Raw genomic sequence first — 25,624 nt, forward strand, 5'->3', positions numbered from 1 at the left:
TAGCGGGCTTCATAGTGCGATTTCGGCCTGCGGTCAGCCGCGCGATTACTCCAGGGTTCTTGATACTTATGAATACCGTCTACCGCCAATCCCTTCCCGGCACGTCGCTGGATTATTTCGATGCGCGCGCCGCCGTGGAGGCGATCGAAGCCGGCGCCTATGACGCGCTGCCCTATACCTCGCGCGTGCTGGCAGAGAATCTGGTGCGCCGCTGCGATCCGGCGATCCTCACCGCGTCGCTCAAGCAGATCATCGAACGCAAGCGCGATCGCGATTTCCCCTGGTTCCCGGCGCGCGTGGTATGCCACGACATTCTCGGGCAGACCGCCCTGGTCGACCTGGCCGGCCTGCGCGATGCGATTGCCGAGCGAGGTGGCGATCCGGCCAAGGTCAATCCGGTGGTGCCGGTGCAGTTGATCGTCGATCACTCGCTGGCGGTGGAGTGCGGTGGCTTTGATCCGAACGCGTTCACCAAGAATCGCGCGATCGAAGATCGCCGCAACGAAGATCGCTTCCACTTCATCAACTGGACCAAGAAGGCGTTCGAGAACGTCGACGTGATCCCGCCAGGCAACGGCATCATGCACCAGATCAATCTGGAGAAGATGTCGCCGGTGATCCAGGTGCAACACGCCGATAACGGCAGGGGTGTGGCCTATCCCGATACCTGCGTTGGTACCGACAGTCATACGCCGCACGTCGATGCACTCGGCGTGATCGCCATTGGCGTCGGTGGTCTTGAAGCAGAAAACGTGATGCTCGGCCGCGCGTCGTGGATGCGCCTGCCCGACATCATCGGCGTGGAGCTTACCGGCAAGCGTCAGCCTGGCATCACCGCCACCGACATCGTGCTCGCGCTCACCGAATTCCTGCGCAAGGAAAAAGTCGTCGGTGCGTACCTGGAATTCCGCGGTGAAGGCGCGGCCAGCCTGACCCTGGGCGATCGCGCCACCATCTCCAATATGGCGCCCGAATACGGTGCCACCGCCGCGATGTTCTTCATCGACGGCCAGACCATCGACTACCTGCGCCTCACCGGTCGCAGCGACGAGCAGGTCAAGCTGGTGGAGACCTATGCGAAGGCTGCCGGCCTGTGGGCCGACACACTGGCCCATGCGCAGTACGAGCGCACGCTCACTTTCGATCTGTCGTCGGTGGTGCGCAACATGGCCGGCCCGTCGAATCCGCACAAGCGCCTGCCCACCTCTGATCTCGCCGCACGCGGCATTGCCGGCGAGTGGACCGAGCAGCCGGGTCAGATGCCCGATGGCGCGGTGATCATTGCCGCCATCACCAGTTGCACCAACACTAGCAATCCGCGCAACGTGATCGCTGCTGCCTTGCTGGCGCGCAATGCGAATGCGCGCGGCCTTGTGCGCAAGCCGTGGGTGAAGAGTTCGCTCGCGCCCGGCTCCAAGGCGGTGGAGATGTATCTGAAGGAAGCGAACCTGCTGTCGGATCTGGAGCAGCTTGGCTTCGGCATCGTCGCGTTCGCCTGCACCACCTGCAATGGCATGTCCGGTGCGCTCGATCCGGTGATCCAGCAGGAGATCATCGATCGCGACCTGTATACGACCGCCGTGCTTTCCGGCAACCGCAACTTCGACGGCCGCATCCATCCGTATGCCAAGCAGGCGTTTCTCGCTTCGCCGCCGCTGGTGGTCGCCTATGCGATCGCCGGCACCATCCGCTTCGATATCGAGAAGGATGTGCTGGGCCTCGACGCCCATGGACAGCCGGTGACGCTCAAGGACATCTGGCCGTCCGACGAAGAGATCGATGCGATCGTGGCATCGAGCGTGAAGCCCGAGCAGTTCCGCAAGGTCTACGAACCGATGTTCGCGCGCAGCGGCAGCAAAGGCACCAGCGCTGCGCCACTGTACGACTGGCGCGCTCAGAGCACCTATATCCGCCGTCCGCCGTACTGGGAAGGCGCGCTTGCCGGTGAGCGCACGCTAAAGGGCATGCGTCCGCTGGCGGTGCTCGGCGACAACATCACTACCGATCATCTGTCGCCGTCGAACGCGATCATGCTCGACAGCGCCGCAGGCGAATACCTCGCCAAGATGGGCCTGCCGGAAGAGGACTTCAATTCGTACGCGACCCATCGCGGCGATCACCTCACCGCGCAGCGCGCCACCTTCGCCAACCCTACCCTGAGCAATGAAATGGCGGTGGTCGATGGCGCCGTGAAGAAGGGCTCGCTGGCGCGCGTGGAGCCCGAAGGTAAGGTGATGCGCATGTGGGAAGCCATCGAAACGTATATGGAGCGCAAGCAGCCGCTCATCATCATCGCGGGCGCCGACTACGGCCAGGGCTCGTCGCGCGACTGGGCCGCCAAGGGCGTGCGTCTTGCCGGCGTGGAGGCGATTGCGGCCGAGGGCTTCGAGCGCATCCATCGCACCAACCTGATCGGCATGGGCGTGCTGCCGCTGGAGTTCAAGCCGGGCACCGACCGCAAGACGCTGGGCATCGACGGCACCGAAACCTTCGACGTGATGGGCGCGCGCACGCCGCGCGCGGATCTCACGCTGGTCATTCATCGCAGCAACGGCGAACGCGTCGAAGTGCCGGTGACGTGTCGCCTGGATACCGCCGAAGAAGTATCGATCTACGAGGCGGGCGGCGTGCTGCAGCGTTTTGCGCAGGACTTCCTCGAAGCCTCGCAGGCGGCGTGATCACATGTTGATGCGCGGGGCGGCAACGCCTCGCGCCTGGCGGCTCCTGCCTGCAACGCGGTGAGCCCTGGTCATTACAGGACAATCCATTCATGGCATCGCTTCCCCAGATCCGCATTCCCGCCACCTACCTGCGCGGCGGCACCAGCAAGGGCGTGTTCTTCCGCCTTGAGGACCTGCCGGCAACGGCGCAGGTACCGGGCGCGGCGCGTGATGCGCTGCTGCTGCGTGTGATCGGCAGCCCCGACCCGTACGGCAAGCAGATCGACGGCATGGGCGGCGCCACCTCCAGCACCAGCAAGACGGTGATCGTGTCCAAGAGCACGCGCCCGGACCACGACGTGGACTACCTGTTCGGCCAGGTGGCGATCGACAAGGCCTTCGTCGACTGGAGCGGCAACTGCGGCAATCTCTCGGCAGCCGTCGGTCCGTTCGCCATCGCAGGCGGCCTGATCGACCCTGCGCGTGTGCCGCGCGACGGCATCGCCATCGTGCGCATCTGGCAGGCCAATATCGGCAAGACGATCATCGCCCATGTGCCGATGACCGACGGTGCGGTGCAGGAAACCGGCGATTTCGAGCTGGACGGCGTGACCTTCCCCGCCGCCGAAGTGCAACTGGAATTCATGGATCCGGCCGCCGAGGAAGATGGCGCCGGCGGCGCGATGTTCCCCACCGGAAACCTGGTCGACGAGCTGGATGTGCCGGGCGTCGGCACGCTCAAGGCGACCATGATCAACGCCGGCATTCCCACCATCTTCATCGAGGCCGCCGCGATCGGCTACACCGGCACGGAGCTGCAGGACGCCATCAACAGCGACGCCGAGGCGCTGGCAAAGTTCGAGACCATTCGCGCGCACGGCGCGCTGCGCATGGGCCTGATCCCATCGCTGGATGAGATCGCCACGCGCCAGCACACGCCCAAGGTGGCCTTCGTTGCCGGCCCCGCCGATTACGTCGCCTCGAGCGGCAAACCGGTAAAGGCGACCGACATCGACTTGCTCGTTCGCGCCATGTCGATGGGCAAGCTGCATCACGCCATGATGGGCACGGCAGCCGTAGCCATTGGCACCGCGGCGGCGATCCCGGGCACCCTGGTGAACCTGGCGGCGGGCGGCGGCGAGCGCCAGGCGGTGCGCTTTGGCCACCCGTCGGGCACTTTGCGGGTGGGCGCCGCGGCGGCGCTGGTGGATGGGTCGTGGACGGTCACCAAGGCGGTCATGAGCCGCAGCGCACGCGTGCTGATGGAAGGCTGGGTGCGCGTGCCGGCAGCTTGACCCACGCACGCCATGGCATCGACAATAGATAAATACTGATCCCAAAAGGGAGTAGTTCAGGACACCGGTTCCATCGGTGTCCTTGCAGTGGTCGTCATCACGAGCGTCAAAAACGCTCCGGTCACTGCGGCGGTTCTGCCGCGAACGAGACTTTTGCAGTCATCACGGGCCGCGCGCGTCCGTCTTGATTGCATTCGTCTTGACGCGCAGAGACCCGCACATGGACCTTGCTGTTACCGAATTCCTCTCCGGCCTGATGGCCATCATCCTGCTCGATCTGGTGCTCGCGGGCGATAACGCCATCGTGATTGCACTGGCTGCGCGCAAGCTTCCCCGCGATATCCAGAGGAAAGCGGTGCTATGGGGCACCCTCGGCGCCATCATCGTGCGCCTGGCGCTCACCGGCGTGGTGGTCTATCTGCTCAAGCTGCCCGGCCTGATGCTGATCGGCGGTGTGTTGTTGCTGCCGATCGCGTGGAAGCTGATGAAGCCGGATGACCACGCGTCGCATCACGTCGGCGCCGCCGGCAGCTTCTGGGCAGCCATGCGCACGATCATTGTTGCCGATGCGCTGATGGGCATGGACAACGTGCTTGCCATCGCGGGCGCCGCCAAGGGTCATATGGCGCTGGTGATCATCGGCCTTGCGATCAGCGTGCCGCTGGTGGTGTGGGGCTCTTCGCTGATCCTGCGGCTGATCGAACGCTTCCCGGTGATCATCTATATCGGCGCAGGTGCCATCGCATGGACGGCCGCGCGCATGATCGCGCACGATCATTGGGTATCGCCGTGGTTCGATGCGCATGAGTGGGCGCGTTACGTGCTCGATGCGGTACTGGTGATCAGCGTGTGCCTGGGCGGTTGGTGGATGCAGCGCCGCCGCCTGCGCGCGCAAGCGTCGGCTTGAGCTGCAGGCACCCGGCGGGCGACACTTCAAGGCTGACGCCACCCAAGGAATTCCCATGAAGTTGTACTACCTGCCGGGCGCCTGTTCGCTCGCCGACCACATCGTGCTCGAATGGATCGGCCAGCCGTACGAAGCGCATCGCGTCGCGCGCGAAGAACTGGGCTCGCCCGAGTATCTGCGCATCAATCCCTCGGGCGTGGTCCCTGCCCTGCAGGAAGCGGACGGCTGGGTGCTGACCGAGAACGCGGCCATCCTCAATTACCTGGCGGACAAGTTTCCGCTCGCCGGTCTCGGCGGCGAAGGCGCGCGCGGCCGCGCCGAAGTCAATCGCTGGCTGGCCTATCTCAATTCGGATCTGCATCCGACCTTCAAGCCGGTGTTTCGTCCAGAGCGCTACATCGATGGCGAGCACGCGCAGGAAAATCTTCGCAGCAAGGCGGTCGATCGGCTGCGCATCTACTACCAACGCCTCGATGCGCAGTTGCATGGTCGCGACTGGCTGACGGGCACGCGCTCGTTCGCCGATCCGTATCTGTTCGTGGTGCTGCGCTGGGCCATGGGCAAGGGCGTGGATCTGTCAGGCCTGGACAATCTGACCCGCTTCCATGCACGCATGCAGGACGACGCCGGCGTCAAGGCGGCGATGCAGCAGGAAGGCCTCTGAGCGGGCCTGCGTGCGAGGCTTAGAACATCATCGGCACGCGCACCGTCACCGTCGCATCCGGCGTGTCGCGCGTGACGCCTACGCCCAACGTGAAGTTGAGGGTGCGCTTGTCGCTGAAGCGCCATGAGCCACCGATCAGCAGCGTGCCCAGCACGACCTTGGTCGAACCGGGAACATTGTGATTGTTCTGTTTCGTCGCGCCGACGAAGCTTTGGTCGTAACCAATACTGATCGACGCCTTTTCGTTGAGCGAAAGACCCATGCCGATGCTCACGTCGACGATATCGCCCAGCTTGACCTTGCCCAGATCTTCCGTACCGCCCAGGAGGATTTTGCGGGTCACGTTGTCGCGCGGCACGTTGTAGAGATAACTGAGGTTGCCGAAGAACACCACCGGATCGGTCGGATACAGCCAGGTCACGCCTGGCTGTATCGCCCAGAAGCCGGTACCCACCGGCTGCGACAGGGGCAGGCCCGTGCCGGTGGCCGACAAGTCCACTTCGTTGATCACGTTTTCCACGCAACGCTGCACGCAATCGGTGGTGACCTGGAACGGGTCCCTGCCCGTGTTCGACTTCACGCGCAGCCAGCCCACGTAGTACGCCTTGTCCGGGCCACCGACATTCAACTGGTAGCGCAAGGTGGCTTCGACGTCGCCGAGGCCATGTCCGCTGTTGCCAAACGCCTTGTCGGTGGCGCTGCCGGTGAATATCTCGCGGCTGGTCACGTCTTCATGCGCATAGACATAGGGCACGCGGACTTCCACTTCCATCCGGTTGCTGATGCCGTAGCGGCCGGTCAGCCAGCCCACTTGCGTGGTCGTCCTGACCTGCCGCGCATCGATAAGGCCGATGAGGATGGCGGGAATCACCGTATATCCCACCAGCGCCACGCGATCGACGTTCGAATAGCCGAACTGATACGCCGGCTCGATGATGAACTTGCCCTTGGGCGTGAGTACGCCGGGCTGCTGGAAGATGGGCGCCACTTCCGGCGGACGCGTATCGGCCTTGGGCGCCTCGCCGACCGGCTGTTGCTGTTGTTGCTGGGGTGCGTTGGCTGCCACCGCATCGCCGGCCGGCATCGGTTGCGCGGATGCCATCGGGCCGCCGGCGGCGATGCTGCCTGCACGTTGCTTGTCCAGCACGTCCATGCCTACGGCATGCCGCAGCGATTGATAGTCGGCCTCCTGCTCGGCCAGCGCACGTTTCATTGCATCCAGTTGCGCGATCTGCGCACTGATCTGGCTGCGCATGGCATCGATGCGGTCGCCCTGTTCGGCGACCTGTTTGCGCAAGTCGGCTGGATCGATTGGCGCGGGTTTCGCGGATGGGGCCGCCGCAATGGCGTTAGCCGCTACCGCCGGCGTCGTCCCGGTATTGGCCTGCTGGGACGGCGACTCCTGTTGGGCCGCGACAGGCATGCCGAGCGCCACCAGCCCCGCACATCCTGCCGACCATACGTATCGCAACGCTGAGTGTCGCATCATGCTTCCTCATGCCCGTTGTTCAAATCGCGCAGACGAACGCGCCGCGGCGAGAGCCGCGGCGCGTTCGCGGAAAGGTCCAAAGCTTGGCGGTGCGCGTCCCATGTCAGTGCCCCAGGGACTGCAGCTGCGCCTGTTGCAACGCTTCCTGGAGACTTCCTGCCCGGAATGCGTTGAGCGAATTGGTCGCTGCGTTGATCGTGGTGATGTTCTGGATGTTCTGATTGTTCAACGTGTTCTGGATCACCGTGCCGCCCATCTTGCCGGCCAGGGCGGACGGATCGAAGCTGTTGTTCGGGCCGATCTGCGTCACTTGCACGGTGTTCAGCGCCGACTGCATGGCCTGCGCCTGCGCTGTCGTCATATGCGCGATATCGGGCACGTAGAAACTGGTCGAGGACACCAGGTTGCCGTTGACGTAGACCGCGCGATCGATACCGAAGGAGGCCACCAGGCCGTTGCCAAGGTCGAAGCCGCCGCGTGTCTGATCGAGCGTGTCCTCGCCCACCGGCGTCCAGCCCGGCATATCCTTGGAGGTGGGGATGCCGGCGACCACCGTCTCCAATGCTGCCGTGGGCGCCGCCGCAGTCGCCATCGCCGGCGGCGACGCCAGGGTGGAAGCACTGTCCTGCGCCTGTGCTCCCACCATCCCCGATACGCATGCCACGCAAAGGACGGCGAAACCAGCGATGTGTGCGAGCGGTTTCATCATCCGTCCTCAAATGTCGTCCGGCCCGTGCTTGGGCATCACGGTGTTGTAGAGACCGTTGCGATCGATCGCGTTGCTGATGGGCGCCGCTGGCGCCACTCTCCAATCGTTGGGACTGTTGAACACGGCCAGGTTGCGACGGTTGTGGATGACGAACACCAGGTCGTTCTTCCACAGCGCCTTGAACTTGGCAGTCGACATCACGCGCGTGCCTAGCGCGGGATCGCCCACCAGCAGCCGATCGTTGCGCATGCCTTTGACGACGACGAAGTGGTGGTAGCCCTTCTCGTCGATCAGCACGATCGCCGGCAGGTTTTCCTGCGCCAGCTTCTCGATGGGCACCTTGAAGCCATCGGCTTCGAAACCATTGGCGGCAAGGAAGCGCTTGATGTCCAGCAGCGAAAAGCCCTCTTTGCTGATCTTGGCCTGGTCGCCGTGCGTGTACATCTGCTCGAAGGCAACCTGCTCGTTGACGGGATAGCCGTACTGATAAGTCAGCAGCGTCGCCACCGCGGCCGATCCGCAGCTGAAGTCGTATTTCTGGTGGATGGTGGCCTTGTAGCGGGCCTCTTTGAGGCTCGTCAGATGCACGGTGTAGTTGCCGGGGCCGTTGCTGACCACGCTTACCGGCGTGGACGCATGACTCCCCGGCGGCAGCGCCGCGATGAGGATCAGCAGCGCCGCGAGCTTGTTCATTGCTTGAATTCGACGTTGAGTACCGTCGCGTTCTGGATCAGGACGTTGTTGCCCGAATTCTGGATGATGGTCGGGAAACCTGTTGCCCCTGCGACGGATCCACCGGTGATCGTATTGTCGCCCGTGGTGAGATGGTCAGCCGAGTTGTCGGACACGGTGCCCGTAAGATTGGTGTTCTGCACGATCAAGGTGCCGCCGCTGAGCTTCTCCAGCGTCGCGCTGTCGACGCTTTCGCCCAGTCCGGACGCTACGCCCTGGTGATCCACCTCGACCGCCGCGTTGTAGATCGCAAGAGGAGAATCCGCGCCCTGCACCATATACGCGGGAGGAATGCCTGCGTCTTCCGCGCAGACAACCGCAGGAAGAGCGAGCGCGCTTAGCGCGGTGATACCCAGTAGCCACTTGCACGATTGCACGGCACTTCTCCCTCACGCATGAGCTAACCCATGACCGACGCCGATATCGGCGAGGCCATTCCCTTTGAAACCGACACGAGGGAACGCAAGCGTTCCCTCGTGCCAGCCGCCCTATGGCTCAGTGCGCGAAGTTCAGGTTGGCCTGAACGTTGACGCTCTGCTGTACCAGCGCTGCCGCGCCGCTGTTCTGCGCAAGGATCGACACACCGGCTGCCGCCGCTGCCGAGCCGTTCATCTGGTTCGACATATCGAACGCACCAGTCGTCGACGATGCCGTACCGCCTGCGCCGCCAGCACCGCCAGCCGCACCTGCGCCGCCCGTGCCTGCGCCACCCGTATTGGTGCCGCCTGCGCCGCCCGCACCGCCGGTGCCTGCCGTAGCGGTATCTGCACCGCTCGTGCCGCCCGTCGCGCTTGCTGAGCCGCTGGTTCCGGTCGGTGATGCTGCACCTGCCGTGCCACCTGCGCCTGCGCCGCCCGCTCCACCGGTACCACCGGTGTTGGCGCCGCCACCTGCCGTACCGCCACCGCCGCCAGCACGATTGTGGTTACGGATGCCACCGGCGTTGCCGCCGTCGCCGCCGTCACCGCCGCCAGCCAACGAAGCACCCCAACCACCGGCGTCGCCCGAATCGGCGCCCGAACCACCGGCGCGACCGCTGTGAGCACTGGCGCGACCGCCATTACCGCCGTCGCCACCGTTGGCGCCGCCGGCCTTGCCGCCGTAGCCCTTGCCGCCATCACCGCCGCTGCCTCCACGACCTCCGTTCGCGTTGCCATCGTTGTAAGACGAATTGCCGATGCCCCACACGGCTACTTTGGTGACTTCGCCGTTGAGGGTGCTGTTCGCTACTGCCTTGCTGGTGTTGAAGGAACTGGCCGTGCCACCGCTGCTAGCGGCTGAACCATTCGCACCAGCCGCTGAGGTGGTGTAGGTGCTGGTGTCAGTCCGTGTACGGGTGCTCGAATCGGTATTAGTAAGCGTGCTTGAACCTTTCGAAGTGTTGTTGTCGTCTGCAAACGCAGGGAGCGTAAGCCCCAGACCCAACACAATCGCGGTCGCTATTAGAGTCTTGCGCATAGTCTTTCTCCTGGAACGATGCGGTGACCCCCTGTGTTGCCGGAGTTGCAAATCCAGCACGCTCTTGTCGCAACATGCGTGCCACGGCTTGTGCACGTCAGCTCACAAACATGAAGACCATGAAATCAGCCACTTGAAGAGAATCACGGAGGCTGAGTTTGACTACGGTCAGGGAGCTGGAAAGCAGGACTGCATCAAGGCTGTTACACCGCGTCGTCGACCAGGCCTTGCACCTGGGACATAAACGCTCGTGCATGAGTCTATATTTCAGCGCTTTAGCGCGTGTTGCTGTCTTCTCATAACGCTGTGGAACACATGTATCAGGTGGTTTACACCGACGCATACGAAACCATAGCAATGTCGTACAGGGTCCTGAACCATAACGAAACTTGGAAAGAATGAAGGAGCCTTTCGGCTCCTTCATTCGACATAGGCCTAGGCCGCGATCAACGCTTTTCGATCGGCACGTAGGCCAGATCTTCCGGACCGGTGTAGTTGGCGCTGGGGCGGATGATCTTGCCGTCCTCGCGCTGCTCGATCACGTGGGCGCTCCAGCCAGAGGTGCGGGCGATCACGAACAACGGGGTGAACATGGCTGTCGGCACGCCCATCATGTGATACGCGCTGGCCGAGAACCAATCGAGATTCGGGAACATCTTCTTCTGCTCCCACATCAGCTTCTCGATCTTCTCCGACACGTCGAACAGGGTCGGGTTGCCGCCTTCCGTGCACAGCTTGCGCGAGACCTCTTTGATGATCTCGTTGCGCGGATCGGACACCGTGTACACCGGGTGGCCAAAGCCGATGATGATTTCCTTGCGCTCGACGCGGGCGCGGATGTCCGCTTCCGCCTCGGCTGCATTGCGGTAGCGCGCGATGATCTCCATCGCCACTTCGTTCGCGCCGCCGTGCTTGGGACCGCGCAGCGCACCGATCGCACCCGTGATCGCCGAGTACATGTCCGACCCCGTGCCGGCGATGACACGCGCGGTGAAGGTGGACGCGTTGAACTCGTGCTCGGCGTACAGGATCAGCGACTTGTCCAGCGAATGCGTGCACAGCTCGCTCGGCTTCTTGCCATGCAGCAGGTGCAGGAAGTGACCGGCGATGGATTCGTCTTCGGTCTCCGTTTCAATGCGCTTGCCGTTGTGGCTGAAGTGGAACCAGTACAGCAGGATCGAACCGAAGCTCGCCATCAGGCGGTCGGCGATGTCGCGCGCGCCGGTGACGTTGTGGTCGTCCTTCTCCGGCAGCACCGTGCCCAGCACCGAGCAACCGGTGCGCATCACATCCATCGGATGCGTGGCGGCGGGCAGCAGCTCCAGCGCGCTCTTCACCGGCGCCGGCAGGCCACGCAGTCGCTTGAGCTTGGCGCGATAGGCATTGAGCTCGGCCCAGTTCGGCAACACGCCGTGCACCAGCAAATAGGCGACTTCCTCGAAGCAACCCTTGGCCGCCAGGTCATGGATGTCATAACCGCGGTAATGCAAGTCGTTGCCGCTGCGGCCCACCGTGCACAGCGCGGTGTTGCCGGCGGCCACGCCCGACAGCGCGACGGATTTCTTGGGCTTGGGAAGAGTTTGCTCAGTCATTCGGTACATCTCCTGAAGACATGCTTGCGTCAAACGTGGGCGGCACCGCGGTGCCGGTTATCTCGATGGGGACGATCAGCTCTTCTTTGAGAAAAGCTCATCCAGGCGGCGCTCGTACTCGTGATAGCCGATGCGGTCGTAAAGCTCTTCACGCGTCTGCATGGTGTCGATCACGTTGCGCTGGTGACCATCACGGCGGATGGCCTGATAAACATTTTCCGCCGCCTTGTTCATGGCGCGGAACGCGGAAAGTGGATACAGCACGATGCCTACGCCCGCGCTGGCGAGCTCTTCCACGCTGAACAGCGGGGTCTGGCCGAACTCGGTGATGTTGGCCAGCACCGGTACCTTCACGGCATCGACGAAGCGGCGATAGGTCGGCAAGTCATACGCGGCCTCGGCGAAGATGCCGTCGGCACCGGCTTCCACGCAGGCGATGGCGCGCTCGATGGCGGCGTCCACACCGTCGACGGCAATCGCGTCGGTGCGGGCGATCAGGAAGAAATCGGCATCGGTCTTCGCATCGGCCGCGGCCTTGACGCGATCAGCCATCTCGCTGGTCGACACGATCTCCTTGCCCGGACGATGACCGCAGCGCTTGGCGCCCACCTGGTCTTCGATATGGCAGGCGGCCGCGCCGAACTTGATCAGGCTCTTTACCGTGCGGGCGATATTGAATGCGCTAGGACCAAAGCCGGTGTCGATGTCCACCATCAGCGGCAGATCGCACACGTCGGTGATGCGGCGCACGTCGGTGAGCACGTCGTCCAGCGTATTGATGCCCAGATCTGGCAGACCCAGTGAACCGGCCGCCACACCGCCGCCCGAGAGGTAGATCGCGCGGTAGCCGGCGCGCTTGGCCAGCAAGGCGTGGTTCGCGTTGATGGCGCCGATCACCTGCAAGGGGTGTTCGGCCGCCAGGGCCGCGCGGAATGCCGCGCCAGGGGATGCGATGTGGGCCATGAAACCTCCGCTTAAAGGGGAGATTTTAGCGCAGGGTTTGTAAGGGGGCTGTTGCGCGGCAGCATGAATGGTTTCGAAGGGAGCGTGTAGTGGATTGGGGGGTGGTTTTTTTCTTCGTCGCGCGGCGGGGTGGCGATTTGTTCGTCGTCTGGGCGCACCCCACAAGTGGGGGCGAGGGCCGGCGCTTTTCAACAGCCGAAGGCTGGTTATCCGGAGGCTCGGTTTCTGGTTGTTGCGTTACCGTCAGGGTGCCGCCTACGACGCGAAGCTAGTCCCTGTGGGACGCGGCGGGCGTTTCGATCGGCTGCCGCCGCTCGAGTCACTTTTCTTTTGCTGGCCCAAAAGATCCCACAGGACTAGCTTCGCGTCGAAAGTAACCCAAAGAAAATGGCCTGATGACGCCCGCAGCATCGTGTTTGGATAAGCCCGAACGCTCGAGGCGCGCTGTTGTGGGACAACCTCCGAGGGTACACAGGGGGTACTGCAAAGCGCTGCGCAACGCGCCCGAATCGCTGAGGACTTAAAGCCGGGCCTCGCTGCGCATCGGCTTTAGTCAGCCCTTCTTCCGTCTGCCGCGCCTGCTTGTCTGTGGGAGCGCACCCTGTGCGCGACAGCCACGCTGCGGTGTACCGCTCCGTAGGTTCGTCGCGCACAGGGTGCGCTCCCACAAAGAGCCGATCGATACTGGCTTGCGCGATCCCTTGTAGGAGCGCACTTGTGCGCGACCGCGGCGTCGCAGTGCATCGCTCCGGTTGGTCGCGCACAAGTGCGCTCCTACAAAAAGACCTGCTCGGCCCCGCAACGCCGGGTGTTGGGCTCTTGATGTGGCTCTGCCCCGGGGTCCCCGTATGACGCGGCGGGCGGGTGGAGGAAAGCCCGAAGGGTGGCCGCAGGGATGCGGCCAGTTTTTCGACAGGACAGGGATGTCCTGTCGAAAAACCCCGTAACCCGTCCGCGCACCTGGAGGGCGCAGCCCGGAAGGCGCGTCATCCGGGGGGCCCTTTCTTTTGGTTACTTTTCTTTGGGCAAGCAAAGAAAAGTTACCCGGCCTCCGGCAGGAGGTCGGAAGCCCGCGGCAGGCGAGCCAGGTCGCGGCAGCGCGACAACTAAATACCGAGGCTCTGGATCCCGGCCTACGCTGGGATGACGAGCAGAACGAAGATTGTGGCACTGCCACACAATGGGGCTAGGTTGGCCCCTCACCCCAACCCTCTCCCCGGAGGGGAGAGGGAGAAACTCAACCTTGATCGGGCCCCCTCTCCAACGCCCTGCGAATCTCCTCCAACGCCGCCGGATCATCCAACGTAGAAAGATCCCCAGGATCCGTGTGCTGCACCAAAGCCTGCAGCGACCGTCGCAGCAGTTTTCCGGAGCGTGTCTTGGGCAACGCATTGACCACATAGATGCGCGCCGGCTTCGCAATCTTGCCCAGTTGATCCACCACGCATTGCTGCATGCCTTTGGCAACCTCCACCGAAGCCTCCGTCACGCCTTGGCGGAGCGTGGCAAACACCACCGGCACCTGCCCCTTCACATCGTCGTGCATGCCGATCACCGCAGCTTCCGCGCAGGCAGGATGCATCGCTACGGATTCTTCGATTTCGCGCGTGCCCAGGCGATGTCCCGCCACATTGATCACATCGTCGGTGCGTCCAAGGATGGTGGTATAGCCATCCTCGTCGCGGATCGCCCAATCCAGCGAGCTGTAGAGCAGTTCCTTGAAGTGGCTGAAGTAACTTGCCACGTAGCGTTCGTCGTTGCGCCATACCGTGGTCAGGCAACCGGGCGGCAGCGGAGGAACAAATACGAGCACGCCCTTCTGGTGCGGTGGCAGTTCCTCGCCGGTGTTCTCGTCGATCACCTTCATGCGATAGCCGGGGCTGGGCAATCCGGGCGAGCCGAATTTCAGCCTTTTCAAATCCAGGCCGGGCATCAAGGTGATCGCGGGCCAGCCGGTTTCGGTCTGCCAGTAGTTATCGATAACGGGTACGCCCAGGCCTTCGGTGGCCCAGTGCGCGGTGGGTTCGTCGAGTGGTTCGCCGGCGAGGAACAACCAGTGCAGTTTCAGCAGGTCGTACTTCTTGAGCCAGCTCGGGTCCTGTTTCTTGAGCACACGCAACGCCGTGGGTGACGAGAACATGCTGTGCACGCCGTAGCGTTCGCACAGACGCCACCAGATGCCCGGATCGGGGTGTGCCGGCAGACCTTCGTATAGCAACGACGTGGCGCCGCCGATCAGCGGCGCGTACACGTTGTACGAATGGCCCACGGCCCAGCCCACATCCGAGGTGGAGAACATCACCTGCCCCGGCTTGATGTCGAAGATCGCGTCGATCGACATCGCCATGGCGACAGCGTAGCCGCCCACGTCGCGCTGTATGCCCTTGGGCTTGCCCGTGGTGCCCGAGGTGTAGAGCAGATAGCTGGGCTCGTTCGATTCGAGCCACTCGACCGGCACTTCGGCGCCCTCATAGGAGGCGCGCAAGCTGGCGTAGTCGAGATCGCGTCCGGCGACACGCGTCATCTGGGGATCGAGTCCACGATCGATGATGAGCACGTTTGACGGCTGGTGTTTGGCTTCCTCGAGCGCAGCGTCGACCAAGGGCTTGTACGGGATGATCTTGCCGCCACGCATGCCCGCGTCAGTGGCAATGAGCAGCGCGGGCTCGGCATCATCGATGCGCAACGCGAGGTTGTGCGCGGCAAAGCCGCCGAAAACCACCGAGTGGATTGCACCCAGGCGCGCGCAAGCGAGCATGGCGAACACCGCTTCGGCGATATTGGGCAGGTAGATCACCACGCGATCGCCCTTGCCTACGCCCAAGGAGGCGAGCACGGCAGCGAAGGTGTTCACTTCACGATAGAGATCGCGATAACTCAGCTCGCGCGTGATCCCGGTTTCGCTGGAGATCGCCACCAGCGCGAGCTGGCCGCCGCGCTCTTCGAGATGGCGGTCGACGGCGTTGTAGCAGAGATTGGTGGTGCCGCCGACGAACCACTGGCGGAACGGCGGATGGGAAACGTCGAGGATGCGCTGGGGTGGCGTATGCCAATGGATGCGCTGCGCCTGCTCAGCCCAGAACGCTTCGGGCTGCTCTATCGAACGCTGATAGAACTCCTCATAGCGCATCGCGATCACCCTCGTTTCAACGGCTGATCGGTCTAGCCTAGATCAGCGCTGCCCAATGGGCTTTGCGACCTTGGTCGAGTCGTGCGTGGACGATCGCCATGCGCGGCGATCATCCACGCGCATAACTTACAGGCAGGACACCGCCGCGTCGCGATAGGCGGAGTTGTAGTCCTTCTTCATGTCCTGGCCTTCGTACATCACGACCAGGGCGCCGGTGCCGTCAGCCGTCACGTTGATCAGTTCATGCGCGCCCTGCTTGTCGTTGCCAGACAGCTCGCCCGACTGGTCCTTGTGCGACATGCTCACTTGGGCAGTTTCGGCCCACTTGGCGCGCACGCATTCCAGATAGGTCGGAATGTCCTTGTTGGTACGGCTGCTCATCTTCGGCGTGGTGTCGCGCAAGCCGTGGGTGCCACCGCAGGCGGTGAGCAGGGCGCAGAGGGAAAGGGTCGCAAGAAGTCGCTTCATGTCTGGGTTCCGGTTAATGCTCCGCCGATTCTACCGTTCCCAGGGCACGCCGCCAGCCACCCCCGGGGAAATGGCTGCCCTGCCCCCAAAAAGAAATGGGCAGCCGAAGCTGCCCATTTCGATCATCGCAAAGCTTGCGCGTGCGACTTACTTCTTGGCGAACAGGTGCTCGACGCCGGCGCGCTCTTCGCGCAGTTCCTTGTTGGTGGCGTCCATGCGGGCGCGCGAGAAATCGTTGATTTCCAGGCCCTGCACGATGGCGTATTTGCCATCCTTCACCGTCACCGGGTAGCCGTAGATCACGCCCGGCTCGATGCCGTACGAACCGTCGGACGGGATGCCCATCGAGGCCCAGTCGCCTTCCGCGGTGCCCATCGCCCAGGTGCGCATGTGGTCGACGGCAGCCGAAGCAGCCGAAGCGGCCGAGGAAGCGCCGCGCGCCTTGATGATCGCCGCCCCGCGCTGCTGCACGGTCGGGATGAAATCGCTCTCGTACCAGGACTGATCAACCAGCGACAGCGCCGGCTTGCCGCCCACGGTGGCGTGGTGCAGGTCCGGGTACTGGGTGGAGCTGTGGTTGCCCCAGATGGTCATCTTCTTGAAGTCGGTGCTGTGCTTGCCGGTCTTCTCGGCCAGCTGCGACAGCGCGCGGTTGTGGTCAAGACGAACCATCGCGGTGAAGCACTTCGGATCCAGATCCGGTGCGTTCTGCTGGGCGATCAGCGCATTGGTGTTGGCCGGGTTGCCAACCACCAGCACGCGCACGTCGCGCTTGGCGTGATCGTTCAGCGCCTTGCCCTGCGGGCCGAAGATGGCGCCGTTGGCTTCGAGCAGATCCTTGCGCTCCATGCCCGGGCCGCGCGGACGCGCGCCGACGAGCAGCGCGTAATCGACGTCCTTGAAGGCGACGTTGAGGTCGTCGGTGGCGACCACGCCGGCCAGCGTCGGGAACGCGCAATCGTTGAGTTCCATCACCACGCCCTGCAGCGCGGGCAGCGCCGGGGTGATTTCCAGCAGGTGCAGGATCACCGGCTGATCCGGACCCAGCATGTCGCCCGCGGCGATGCGGAACAGCAGGGCGTAACCGATCTGGCCGGCAGCGCCGGTAACGGCAACACGAACGGGGGCTTTCATCGGAGAAACTCCTTCAACTTGGCTAGCGTACAAAAGACAAAGGCCCACGCCGTACGGCGCGGGCCCAAGACCATCAGGTCAATTCTGCAAAGAACGCCTGGATGCGTTCCAGCCCGGGCTGCAATTGTGCCGTTGGGCAGGTATAGGAAATGCGCAGGGCGCGCGGCTCGCCAAATGCCGAGCCTGGCACGCAGGCCACGCCCGCCGCTTCGAGCAGCACAGCGCACAACTCGACGTCGTCGTTGATGCGCGTGCCCTTGTAGCTCTTGCCGAATGCCACCGAGATATCGGGGAACGCGTAGAACGCGCCCTGCGGATACGGGCACACCACGCCGGGAATCGCACGGAGCGCATTGACCACGATGTCGCGCTTCTCGGCAAATTCCTTGCACTTGGCCTGCGGAATATCCTGCGGTCCGGCAAACGCGGCGATGGCGGCGGCCGTGATCACTTCGGGCAGACTGGTGATGTGGTTGGAGTTGAGCGTGGTGATGGCCTTGGCCACGATTTCCGGCGCGGCGATCAGGCCCACGCGCCAACCCGGCATGCCATAGGTCTTGGACACCGAGTCGACGAAGATCAGTCGATCCTTCAGCTCCGGCCTGGCATGCACGAAGTTGTGATAGCCGATGCCGTCGAACACCATCGAGTTGTAGATGTCGTCGGTGATGATCCAGGTATCCGGATACTTCGCCAGCACGTCGGCCAGCGCGGCGATTTCGTCGCGCGTATAGACCATGCCGGTGGGATTGGACGGATTGTTGAACAGGAACACCTTGGGCTTGCGCGCGAGCGCCGCATCGAGCTGCGCCGGCGTGAGCTTGTAGTTCTGCTCGGGGCCGCAATGCAGGATGTTGGCCTTGGCGCCCAGGATGTCGGCGATGTCGCGATAGGTGGTCCAGAACGGTGCGGCGAAGCAGATTTCATCGCCTTCGTTCAACAGCGCTTCGCCCAGGTTGTACAACACCTGCTTGGCGCCGATGCCGATCGAGAGATTCGCGCGGCCATAGCCGGTGAAACCGAGCTTTTCGATGTGCACCAGGAAGGCATCGAGCAGCGCATCCGCACCGCGGTTGCTGCCGTACTGGCCGGAATCACGCTGCAGCGCTTCGCGTGCGGCGGCATACACATGCTCGCCAGGTAGAAAATTGGGAACGCCAATCGAGAAGCTGATGATGTCGCGACCGGCAGCCTTGAGCTGCTTGGCCTTTTCGGCGATGACCATGATCGCGCTGGGCTTGGCGCGACCGACACGCTGGGCAAGCTGGGGCATGACTTCCTCGTGTATGGGGAACGAAGACAGCAAACCCCACGATTTTAGCATGTGACAGCGCGCCATCCGACGCCCCGGGTTCACCCGATGGTCTAAAGCCCCGCCCATGCGTGAGATGGTCAGGCCCATGCCAGTGACGTTCGTGACTTGCAAAACCGTGCCGTCAACTGGCTGATCTGCCTATGGATTGGCGCACGATGTAAGCCTAGATTCGACCCACCAATGGCCGCCAAGGAACGCATATGCACTGGCTCTGGGTATTCATCGTGGGTCTGGTCGTGGGTCTGATCGCCAAGATGCTGATGCCGGGCAAGGATCCGGGCGGCTTCATCATCACCGCGATCCTGGGCATCCTCGGCTCGGTCATCTCCACCTATATTGGCGAAAAGCTGGGATGGTGGGGCGAGACGGGCCTCGCGCATTTCCTCGGATCGATCGGCGGCGCGATCGTCCTGCTGCTGCTTTATCACCTGCTGTTCAAGCGCAAAGCCAACGCCTGACCTCCTGGCGCAGGGACGCGAAACCGGCGACGCCTTGCGCGTCGCCGGTGTTTTTTTCAGTGCCTGGACTCAGGCCCGGTTGGCCCCGCCGAACAGCTTGCCTGCCAGCGACGCCAGCGAACCCAGGTCGAAACCACCCTGCCCCTGCGCCGGCAACTGGCCCTCGGGCGTCAGATGATCGACCGCATGCGGCAACACCTGCGAGAGCTGGCCCAGCAGCTGGCCCTGGTCGACACCCAGCTTGCCTGCCGCCTCTTGCAGCACGGTGCCGAGCCCGCCGTTCTGCAGTGCCTGGCCGAGCTGGTCGCCCGACACCGCCTGGTTGCCACCGGTACCGACCCACGACTGCACGGCATCGCCCAGACCGTGCTGCTGCAGCATGGCCACCAGGCCCTGCACACCGCCGGCCTTTTCGATCAGCTGGCCCGCCACGGCCACCAGGGATGAACCACCTGCCGGATTGCCCTGACCGCCGCCGAGCAGATCATTGAGAAAGGACATTACTGCATCTCCTTGGGAATGGGATTGACGCACATCGCTTCTTGCGTGGAGCCGTCCGATTCTAGGCCCCTGTTTCCCACATCGCCATGACAGCGCAGCCACAAAAAAAGCCGCCGTCGATGACGACGGCGGCTTCTTCACGCAATGACGACGAACGGACTCAGCCGCGCTCGTCGAGCACTGCGTTCCATTCCTTCACGCGGTCGGCCTGGGCGGCCAGCAACGCATCGACGTCGCCTTCCACAGTGACTTTCTCGACGATGTCGCCCTGGCGGATCGCATTGACCACGGCCTGATCTTCCGGGCCGAGGATTTCGCCGAACACGCTGTGCTTGCCATCCAGCCACGGCGTGGCGCCATGGGTGATGAAGAACTGGCTGCCATTGGTGCGCGGGCCGGCATTGGCCATGGACAGCACGCCCGGCTTGTCATGACGCAAGGATGCGTCGAATTCGTCTTCGAAACGGTAGCCCGGGCCGCCGCGACCGCTGCCTTCCGGGCAGCCGCCCTGCACCATGAAATCGGCGATGACGCGATGGAACGACAGGCCATCGTAATAGCCGCGACGGGCCAGGTTGACAAAGCTGGCCACGGTCACCGGCGTCTTGTCATCGTGCAGGCGCAGATGGATGGGACCGCGGTTGGTGGTCATGGTGACGTTGATGGTCATCAGGGGATCCTTCGTTGAAAGGCAGCGCGCAACCACAGGCGCCCTGCAAGCACGCAAGGATACCGCAGCTGGGATGAGCCGCCAGCCTCTGGTTCAGCGAGGGGCCTGGGTCCAGGTGGCGGGGAGATCCAGCGCATCGCGAGCCAACGCGTTCGAACCGCGCGGCCGTGGCGATGGCGTCGGCACCAGGGCGGGCCACGGCGCGCCTTCATAGATATGCGACCACAGCCGATCCAGCGCCGCATAGCCGTACGGCAGCAAGGGCACGTGGCGGTCGCCGAAACCGGGGATGGCGAGAAAGGCATCGAAATGCTGGGCGTGCGGCACTTTCCAGTACAGCGGATGGCCGCCCTTGCTGCGCAGCCAGGTGACATAGGGTTCGGAGGTGAACGCCGTCGGCAACAAGCCGTCGGAGGCGCCATGCACCACCCATACCGGCAGGCTGGCGCGTGGTGCTTTCACCGTGGTCGCGGCGACGCCATCGCGCAGCGCCTGCGTGCTCGCATCCCGGTCTTCCCATAGCGAGCGCAAACACAGCACGCCGGGCAGCGTGGGATCGCCGGAACGATCGGCGCCGCCAAACAAACCCACGCCATTCCCGGGCGGAATGCCCGAGGCATCGGCCCACCAGGTGGCACGTGCCGCTGCATCGACCGGCACCGATACGCCTGATGCAGCCACGCCGCCGTAGCGAAATCCGCAAGGCATATCGTCGGGCCCACGACGCATATACGCGGAGGCATAGGCGACCGTGATGGCACGCCACAGATCCAGCGAGGTGGTGGAGGCTGCGGTGGTCATCGCCTCGTCAGTCCAGCCGCTGGCGCGCAGGTGCTCATACGCCTCGGCAGCCTGCGCCGCCACGCGTGTGCCGCTGACCAGCTGGCGCTCATGAAGTTGATGGCAGCGCTGTGCCCAGCGCGGCGGCACCTCACCCTGCGGCGTGCGTGCCATCGGTGCCGCATCGAATCGCGCATCGGCGAGCGCACACGGCAACCAGATCGAGGCATCGGTGGCGTAATCGAACAACGCACGCCCCTGCTCAGGCACGCGCACATTGGGCTCGAGCGCCACGACGCCAGCGAGCATGCGGCCGTCATCCAGTCCCGCCGCCTGCAGCACCGCACCGCCACCATTGGAAAGGCCGGTGGCAATGATGCGTGTGTTGTCCGGCGTAAAAGGCGCCTGGTCGGGGAAGGCGCGATTGAGCATGGCCAGCCCAAATTGCGCTGCCTGCAGGACATGCCGGCCCCAGTCGGCCTCGGGGCTGTCGCCTGAATGGGCGTGCTTCACACCTAGATCGACGCGACTGGCGTGGGAGGTCGGTTCGAATTCCAGTGTGGTCGTGCCGCGCTTGACCCGCGTGCCGTCGAGCGCGACGCCTGAGTCGTTGGCGGGGTCGAAATAACCTGCGCCAGCGGCCTTGTCCGTATAGGCCACCGCGCAGCCGCGCGGCAGGCCCCAGGCGCCAGCCAGCGCAATCGCCCCATAGATGCCGCGCGAACCCGACGACGCCGTTACCACCAGACAACGGCGCGAGCGGTCGAAGTTGTCGGGCGCCTGCAACAGCACGCGGTGCGGCGCGTTTGCCCCCGAAATCCAGGCGAACGCCTGGTATTCGCGGCCGGGCACATCGGGCACTCCACCATAGACATGGCCGTAGCCGCCCAGCGGTCCCAGATCGGCAATGCCCTTCCAGCTCGCCTGGATCGCACGGCGGCGCAATTCGGCGGCCGTGGGCTGCAAGGGATGTGCGATCGGCGATGGCGGACCGGCCAAGCCATCCAGCCCCAGGCCCGCGCTCAGAAGGTCGTCGCCCTGGCGATGCTCGGTCTGGAGCACCTCGCCACGCACGAAATCGGGGGCATGCATGCCGGAATCCTTGGTCAACGGCGGTGCGGCGCACGACGCCAGCAACGGTGCGACCAAGCATATCCACTGGGAAAGGCGATGGCCCATGCCCTCCATCCCTCTCGGGCGACAGGCCGCCCTCGGGATCAGTCCAGCACAGGTTCGGTCGCTCCCGGGTGACGAACCCCTCCCGGAGCGGCCTTAAACCGTCGTCGAGTCACGGTCTGAACAATTTACTAAGACTTTTCAAGCAAGCTGTCACATAACCCCGTATAATTCTCGGGTTATCCCTCCAGAAACCTCACGCGGCGGCTTTATCCCGCCCGAGCCGACCTCATGTCCATCGAAAATCTGCGCAATATCGCCATCGTCGCCCACGTCGACCATGGCAAGACCACGCTCGTCGACCAGCTGCTCAAGCAGTCCGGCACGCTCAATGAGCGCACCGTGCTGGCCGAGCGCGTGATGGACAGCAACGACCAGGAAAAGGAGCGTGGCATCACGATCCTGGCCAAGAACACGGCCATCACCTGGGAAAACAAGAAGACCGGCGCCAAGAACCGCATCAACATCGTCGACACCCCAGGCCATGCCGACTTCGGCGGCGAGGTGGAGCGCGTGCTGTCGATGGTGGACACCGTGCTGATCCTGGTCGACGCGATGGACGGCCCGATGCCGCAGACGCGCTTCGTGACCCAGAAGGCGTTCGCCATGGGCTTCAAGCCGATCGTCGTGGTCAACAAGGTCGACCGTCCGGGCTCGCGTCCGGAGTGGGTGGTCGAGCAGGTGTGGGATCTGTTTGAGAAGCTCGGCGCCACCGATGAGCAGATGGACTTCCCGATCGTTTACGCCTCGGCGCTGAACGGTTACGCCTCGCTGGACGAGAACGCCCGCGAAGGCGACATGACCCCGCTGTACGAAGCGATCATGCAGCACGCGCCCAAGCCGGACGTCGATCCGGACGGCGCCTTCCAGATGCGCATCAGCCAGCTCGACTACAACAACTTCGTCGGCGTCATCGGCATCGGCCGCATCCAGCGCGGCACCCTGAAGAAGGGCATGCCGGTCTCCGTGATCGACCGTGAAGGCAAGAAGCGCCAGGGCAAGATCGGCCAGGTGCTCGGCTTCCTCGGCCTCGAGCGCATCGAGCAGGAGTCGGCCGAAGCTGGCGATATCGTCGCCATCTCGGGCATTTCCGAGCTGACCATTTCCGATACCGTCACCTCGCTGGAAGTGCCTGAAGCGCTGCCGGCGCTGAGCGTCGACGAGCCGATGATCAGCATGACCTTCCAGGTCAACAACTCGCCGTTCGTCGGCAACAAGGATCTGTCGGGCGGCAAGTTCCTCACCAGCCGCCAGCTGCGTGAGCGCCTCGACCGCGAAAAGGTGCACAACGTGGCACTGCGCGTGGAAGACGGCTCCGACGCCGACAAGTTCCTGGTCTCGGGCCGTGGCGAACTGCATCTGTCGGTGCTGATCGAAAACATGCGCCGCGAAGGCTACGAGCTGGCCGTGTCGCGTCCGGAAGTGATCATCAAGGAAATCGACGGCCAGAAGATGGAGCCGATCGAACAGCTGGTGGTCGACATCGAAGAGCAGCACCAGGGCGGCGTGATGGAGCGCCTGGGCATCCGCAAGGGTGACCTGAAGAACATGGTGTCGGACGGCAAGGGCCGCGTGCGCCTTGAATACCTGATCCCGGCCCGTGGCCTGATCGGCTTCCAGAACCAGTTCAAGACCCTGACCCAGGGTTCGGGCCTGCTGTTCCACGTGTTCGACCATTACGGTCCGTACACCCCGGTGGCCATCGCCAAGCGCCTCAACGGCGTGATGATCGCCAACGCCGGCGGCACCACCCCGGCCTACTCGCTTGGACCGCTGCAGGATCGCGGCAAGCTGTTCGCCGCCGAAGGCGACTCGGTGTACGAAGGCCAGCTGATCGGCATCCACGCCAAGGACAACGACCTCACCGTCAACGCCATCAAGCCCAAGCCGCTGACCAACATGCGCGCCTCCGGCAAGGACGATGCGATCCAGCTCACCCCGGCGACCAAGTTCTCGCTGGAGCAGGCGCTGGACTTCATCGACGACGACGAGCTGGTCGAAGTCACCCCGAAGGAAATCCGCATGCGCAAGAAGCACCTGACGGAAAACGACCGCAAGAAGGCTTCGCGCGGCGTGGCTTGATCTTTGGATCAGCGATACGAGTAAAGAAAAGGCCGCCGAAAGGCGGCCTTTTTTATTGCCTCAGCTCTACTGTGGGAGCGCACCCTGTGCGCGACAAACCTACGCAGCGATACACCCAGGCGTGGCCGTCGCGCACAGGGTGCGCTCCCACAAGGGGTGTCGGTGTCACACGGGCGGCGGTGTCCCACGGAGGGAAACAGCGCCGCAACACGCAACTCCAGCCGTGGCCCCAGAAAGCAAATTTGAACCCCACGACATCGGGCCGATCTCGATGAATGCGTGAGCTCTAAACTGTGGGAGCGCACCTTGTGCGCGACAAACCTACGGAGCGATACACCCAGGCGTGGCTGTCGCGCACAGGGTGCGCTCCCACAGGGGTGCCAGGTACCTCGTAGAGGGAGATATCAAGCGGGTGACTGCGCGCGCTCCAGCGCCGCAACGCGCCGTTCCAACCGCGGCCCCAGATAACAATGCGACCCGCACGGCATCAGGCCCACTTCGTTGAACGCCTTCAAATACCAGGACGGCGCGCGTGCATGGAAGCCGTCCATATCGCCATCCACCCCGTCCTTGCTGGTGAACACTTCCAGGAAGGCGACGCCCTCGAGCATGTCGCTGATGCCGGTCAGGCCCGCTCGAATTTCCGCAGGCTTGAGGTAGTGCAGCACATCCGTGCAAACGATGATGTCGAAGCGCTGGTCAAAGCGCAGATATTCCAGTTGCCCAAAGCGCGCCAGGCCGATATTGCGGCTGCGCCCATAACGCGCCACGGCGTATTCACTCGCATCGATGCCCTGGTAAAGCAGGCCGGGACGCAGCTTGAGCAGCGGCGCACGCCACACCCCTTCCCCGCAACCCACATCAAGCACTGAGCGTACCGGCTGGCCAAGGTAGTACTCGGCCTGTGCCACTACCATGGCGACTTTACGGCGCAGCTCAGCGGCTGATGCCACGGTGTGGTCGGGGTGGCGATACCACTTGTCGAAATAGTCGCGGTCGTAAATCTTGGGCACAAGCGATCTCCGGCTTAAGGATAAATAATAGCCCAGCGACGGCGATCACCTGGCCTGAACATGCCATGCAGCAGCATTTACGCAGGAACCTGGGAGCCGCCCCTGATGCCCACGATCCGCATCCGCATGACCGGCACGCGCGACGATGCCGATACCTTGCTCACGATCCTGCACGGGATCGATGGCATCGAACACGTCGAGGAAATCGACGACGAGACCGCCTACCCGCGCGACGATTCCAGCTCCACCGAACTGCCCGACGACAACGGCAGTGAGCTCTTCATGATCGAGGTGCTTGCCTCCGATCGTTTGCACAGTGACGCCGTGCGCGCGGTGACCGAAGTGGAAGCCTCCCTGCTTGGCGCGGTCGTCGAGTTCGTCGACGAATTCTGACGACGCCCGCGCTGCCAAGGCACGCTCGCCACCAA

Annotated in this window: 22 protein-coding genes; 7 read left to right on the forward strand and 15 right to left on the reverse strand. The window is 63.7% G+C overall.

Annotated elements, in window-relative coordinates; all coding sequences use genetic code 11:
- The first annotated feature begins 68 nt into the window (after positions 1-68).
- The 4 genes from acnD to AB4Y82_RS01130 all read left to right on the forward strand — a co-directional run bounded on the left by acnD (position 69) and on the right by AB4Y82_RS01130 (position 5,526).
- Entirely contained in the window at positions 69-2,678 is a 2,610-nt protein-coding gene (gene acnD / locus AB4Y82_RS01115) for a Fe/S-dependent 2-methylisocitrate dehydratase AcnD (RefSeq protein ID WP_441603564.1), read from the forward strand.
- 92 nt (positions 2,679-2,770) lie between these two features.
- Entirely contained in the window at positions 2,771-3,955 is a 1,185-nt protein-coding gene (prpF, locus tag AB4Y82_RS01120; RefSeq protein WP_441603565.1) for a 2-methylaconitate cis-trans isomerase PrpF, read from the forward strand.
- Between the two features lie 220 nt (positions 3,956-4,175).
- Positions 4,176-4,862, forward strand: a complete 687-nt coding sequence (locus AB4Y82_RS01125) for a TerC family protein (protein ID WP_441603566.1) — start codon at positions 4,176-4,178, stop codon at positions 4,860-4,862.
- Positions 4,863-4,917: 55 nt separating this feature from the next.
- The gene (locus AB4Y82_RS01130; RefSeq protein WP_441611075.1) at positions 4,918-5,526 is read left to right on the forward strand and encodes a glutathione S-transferase family protein; all 609 of its coding nucleotides are present in this window, start codon (positions 4,918-4,920) and stop codon (positions 5,524-5,526) included.
- Positions 5,527-5,545: 19 nt separating this feature from the next.
- Here AB4Y82_RS01130 and AB4Y82_RS01135 read toward each other — a convergent pair whose 3' ends face one another.
- The 11 genes from AB4Y82_RS01135 to AB4Y82_RS01185 all read right to left on the reverse strand — a co-directional run bounded on the left by AB4Y82_RS01135 (position 5,546) and on the right by AB4Y82_RS01185 (position 18,474).
- The gene (locus AB4Y82_RS01135) at positions 5,546-6,949 is read right to left on the reverse strand and encodes an acetate kinase (RefSeq protein ID WP_441603568.1); all 1,404 of its coding nucleotides are present in this window, start codon (positions 6,947-6,949) and stop codon (positions 5,546-5,548) included.
- Between the two features lie 169 nt (positions 6,950-7,118).
- Positions 7,119-7,721: a hypothetical protein gene (locus tag AB4Y82_RS01140; protein ID WP_441603569.1), complete on the reverse strand. Its 603-nt coding sequence runs from the start codon at positions 7,719-7,721 to the stop codon at positions 7,119-7,121.
- A 9-nt stretch (positions 7,722-7,730) separates the two neighbouring features.
- Positions 7,731-8,417 carry a C39 family peptidase gene (locus AB4Y82_RS01145; RefSeq protein ID WP_441603570.1) on the reverse strand — a complete coding sequence of 229 codons (687 nt, stop codon included), beginning with the start codon at positions 8,415-8,417 and terminating at the stop codon, positions 7,731-7,733.
- Entirely contained in the window at positions 8,414-8,833 is a 420-nt protein-coding gene (locus AB4Y82_RS01150; RefSeq protein ID WP_441603571.1) for a hypothetical protein, read from the reverse strand. Before AB4Y82_RS01150 ends, AB4Y82_RS01145 begins: the two co-directional genes overlap by 4 nt.
- Before the next feature lie 118 nt (positions 8,834-8,951).
- Positions 8,952-9,914, reverse strand: a complete 963-nt coding sequence (locus tag AB4Y82_RS01155) for a hypothetical protein (RefSeq protein ID WP_441603572.1) — start codon at positions 9,912-9,914, stop codon at positions 8,952-8,954.
- Between the two features lie 446 nt (positions 9,915-10,360).
- Positions 10,361-11,506 carry a bifunctional 2-methylcitrate synthase/citrate synthase gene (gene prpC, locus AB4Y82_RS01160; protein ID WP_441603573.1) on the reverse strand — a complete coding sequence of 382 codons (1,146 nt, stop codon included), beginning with the start codon at positions 11,504-11,506 and terminating at the stop codon, positions 10,361-10,363.
- 75 nt (positions 11,507-11,581) lie between these two features.
- Entirely contained in the window at positions 11,582-12,469 is an 888-nt protein-coding gene (gene prpB, locus AB4Y82_RS01165) for a methylisocitrate lyase (RefSeq protein ID WP_441603574.1), read from the reverse strand.
- A gap of 1,237 nt (positions 12,470-13,706) precedes the next feature.
- On the reverse strand, positions 13,707-15,599 hold the full coding sequence (prpE, locus tag AB4Y82_RS01170; protein WP_441604644.1) for a propionate--CoA ligase: 1,893 nt from the start codon (positions 15,597-15,599) through the stop codon (positions 13,707-13,709).
- 126 nt (positions 15,600-15,725) lie between these two features.
- Positions 15,726-16,067: a hypothetical protein gene (locus tag AB4Y82_RS01175; RefSeq protein WP_441604643.1), complete on the reverse strand. Its 342-nt coding sequence runs from the start codon at positions 16,065-16,067 to the stop codon at positions 15,726-15,728.
- A gap of 147 nt (positions 16,068-16,214) precedes the next feature.
- Positions 16,215-17,201: a malate dehydrogenase gene (locus AB4Y82_RS01180; protein WP_441611076.1), complete on the reverse strand. Its 987-nt coding sequence runs from the start codon at positions 17,199-17,201 to the stop codon at positions 16,215-16,217.
- A gap of 73 nt (positions 17,202-17,274) precedes the next feature.
- The gene (locus tag AB4Y82_RS01185; RefSeq protein WP_441604641.1) at positions 17,275-18,474 is read right to left on the reverse strand and encodes an aminotransferase class I/II-fold pyridoxal phosphate-dependent enzyme; all 1,200 of its coding nucleotides are present in this window, start codon (positions 18,472-18,474) and stop codon (positions 17,275-17,277) included.
- A gap of 242 nt (positions 18,475-18,716) precedes the next feature.
- On the opposite strand from AB4Y82_RS01185, the gene AB4Y82_RS01190 reads away from it, so the two are divergent.
- A complete protein-coding gene (locus tag AB4Y82_RS01190) occupies positions 18,717-18,974 on the forward strand; it encodes a GlsB/YeaQ/YmgE family stress response membrane protein (protein ID WP_441604640.1) in 258 nt (85 codons plus the stop codon).
- A 69-nt stretch (positions 18,975-19,043) separates the two neighbouring features.
- On the opposite strand, the gene AB4Y82_RS01195 is transcribed toward AB4Y82_RS01190, so the two are convergent.
- From AB4Y82_RS01195 to AB4Y82_RS01205, 3 genes are all read right to left on the reverse strand, one after another.
- Positions 19,044-19,475: a YidB family protein gene (locus AB4Y82_RS01195; RefSeq protein WP_441604639.1), complete on the reverse strand. Its 432-nt coding sequence runs from the start codon at positions 19,473-19,475 to the stop codon at positions 19,044-19,046.
- A 160-nt stretch (positions 19,476-19,635) separates the two neighbouring features.
- The gene (locus tag AB4Y82_RS01200) at positions 19,636-20,145 is read right to left on the reverse strand and encodes a peptidylprolyl isomerase (RefSeq protein WP_441604638.1); all 510 of its coding nucleotides are present in this window, start codon (positions 20,143-20,145) and stop codon (positions 19,636-19,638) included.
- Positions 20,146-20,238: 93 nt separating this feature from the next.
- Positions 20,239-22,017 carry a 3-hydroxybutyrate oligomer hydrolase family protein gene (locus AB4Y82_RS01205; protein WP_441604637.1) on the reverse strand — a complete coding sequence of 593 codons (1,779 nt, stop codon included), beginning with the start codon at positions 22,015-22,017 and terminating at the stop codon, positions 20,239-20,241.
- A 315-nt stretch (positions 22,018-22,332) separates the two neighbouring features.
- Here AB4Y82_RS01205 and typA point away from each other — a divergent pair, with 315 nt between their 5' ends.
- Positions 22,333-24,183: a translational GTPase TypA gene (gene typA, locus AB4Y82_RS01210; protein ID WP_441604636.1), complete on the forward strand. Its 1,851-nt coding sequence runs from the start codon at positions 22,333-22,335 to the stop codon at positions 24,181-24,183.
- Between the two features lie 404 nt (positions 24,184-24,587).
- Here typA and AB4Y82_RS01215 read toward each other — a convergent pair whose 3' ends face one another.
- On the reverse strand, positions 24,588-25,196 hold the full coding sequence (locus tag AB4Y82_RS01215; protein WP_441611077.1) for a class I SAM-dependent DNA methyltransferase: 609 nt from the start codon (positions 25,194-25,196) through the stop codon (positions 24,588-24,590).
- Positions 25,197-25,301: 105 nt separating this feature from the next.
- Between AB4Y82_RS01215 and AB4Y82_RS01220 the strand changes: the two genes are divergently transcribed.
- Complete coding sequence (locus tag AB4Y82_RS01220; RefSeq protein ID WP_441604634.1) at positions 25,302-25,589, forward strand: hypothetical protein; 288 nt, start codon at positions 25,302-25,304, stop codon at positions 25,587-25,589.
- Positions 25,590-25,624: the final 35 nt, after the last annotated feature.

The sequence above is a fragment of the Dyella sp. 2YAF14 genome (assembly GCF_052114725.1).
In the GTDB taxonomy this organism is placed as follows: domain Bacteria; phylum Pseudomonadota; class Gammaproteobacteria; order Xanthomonadales; family Rhodanobacteraceae; genus Dyella.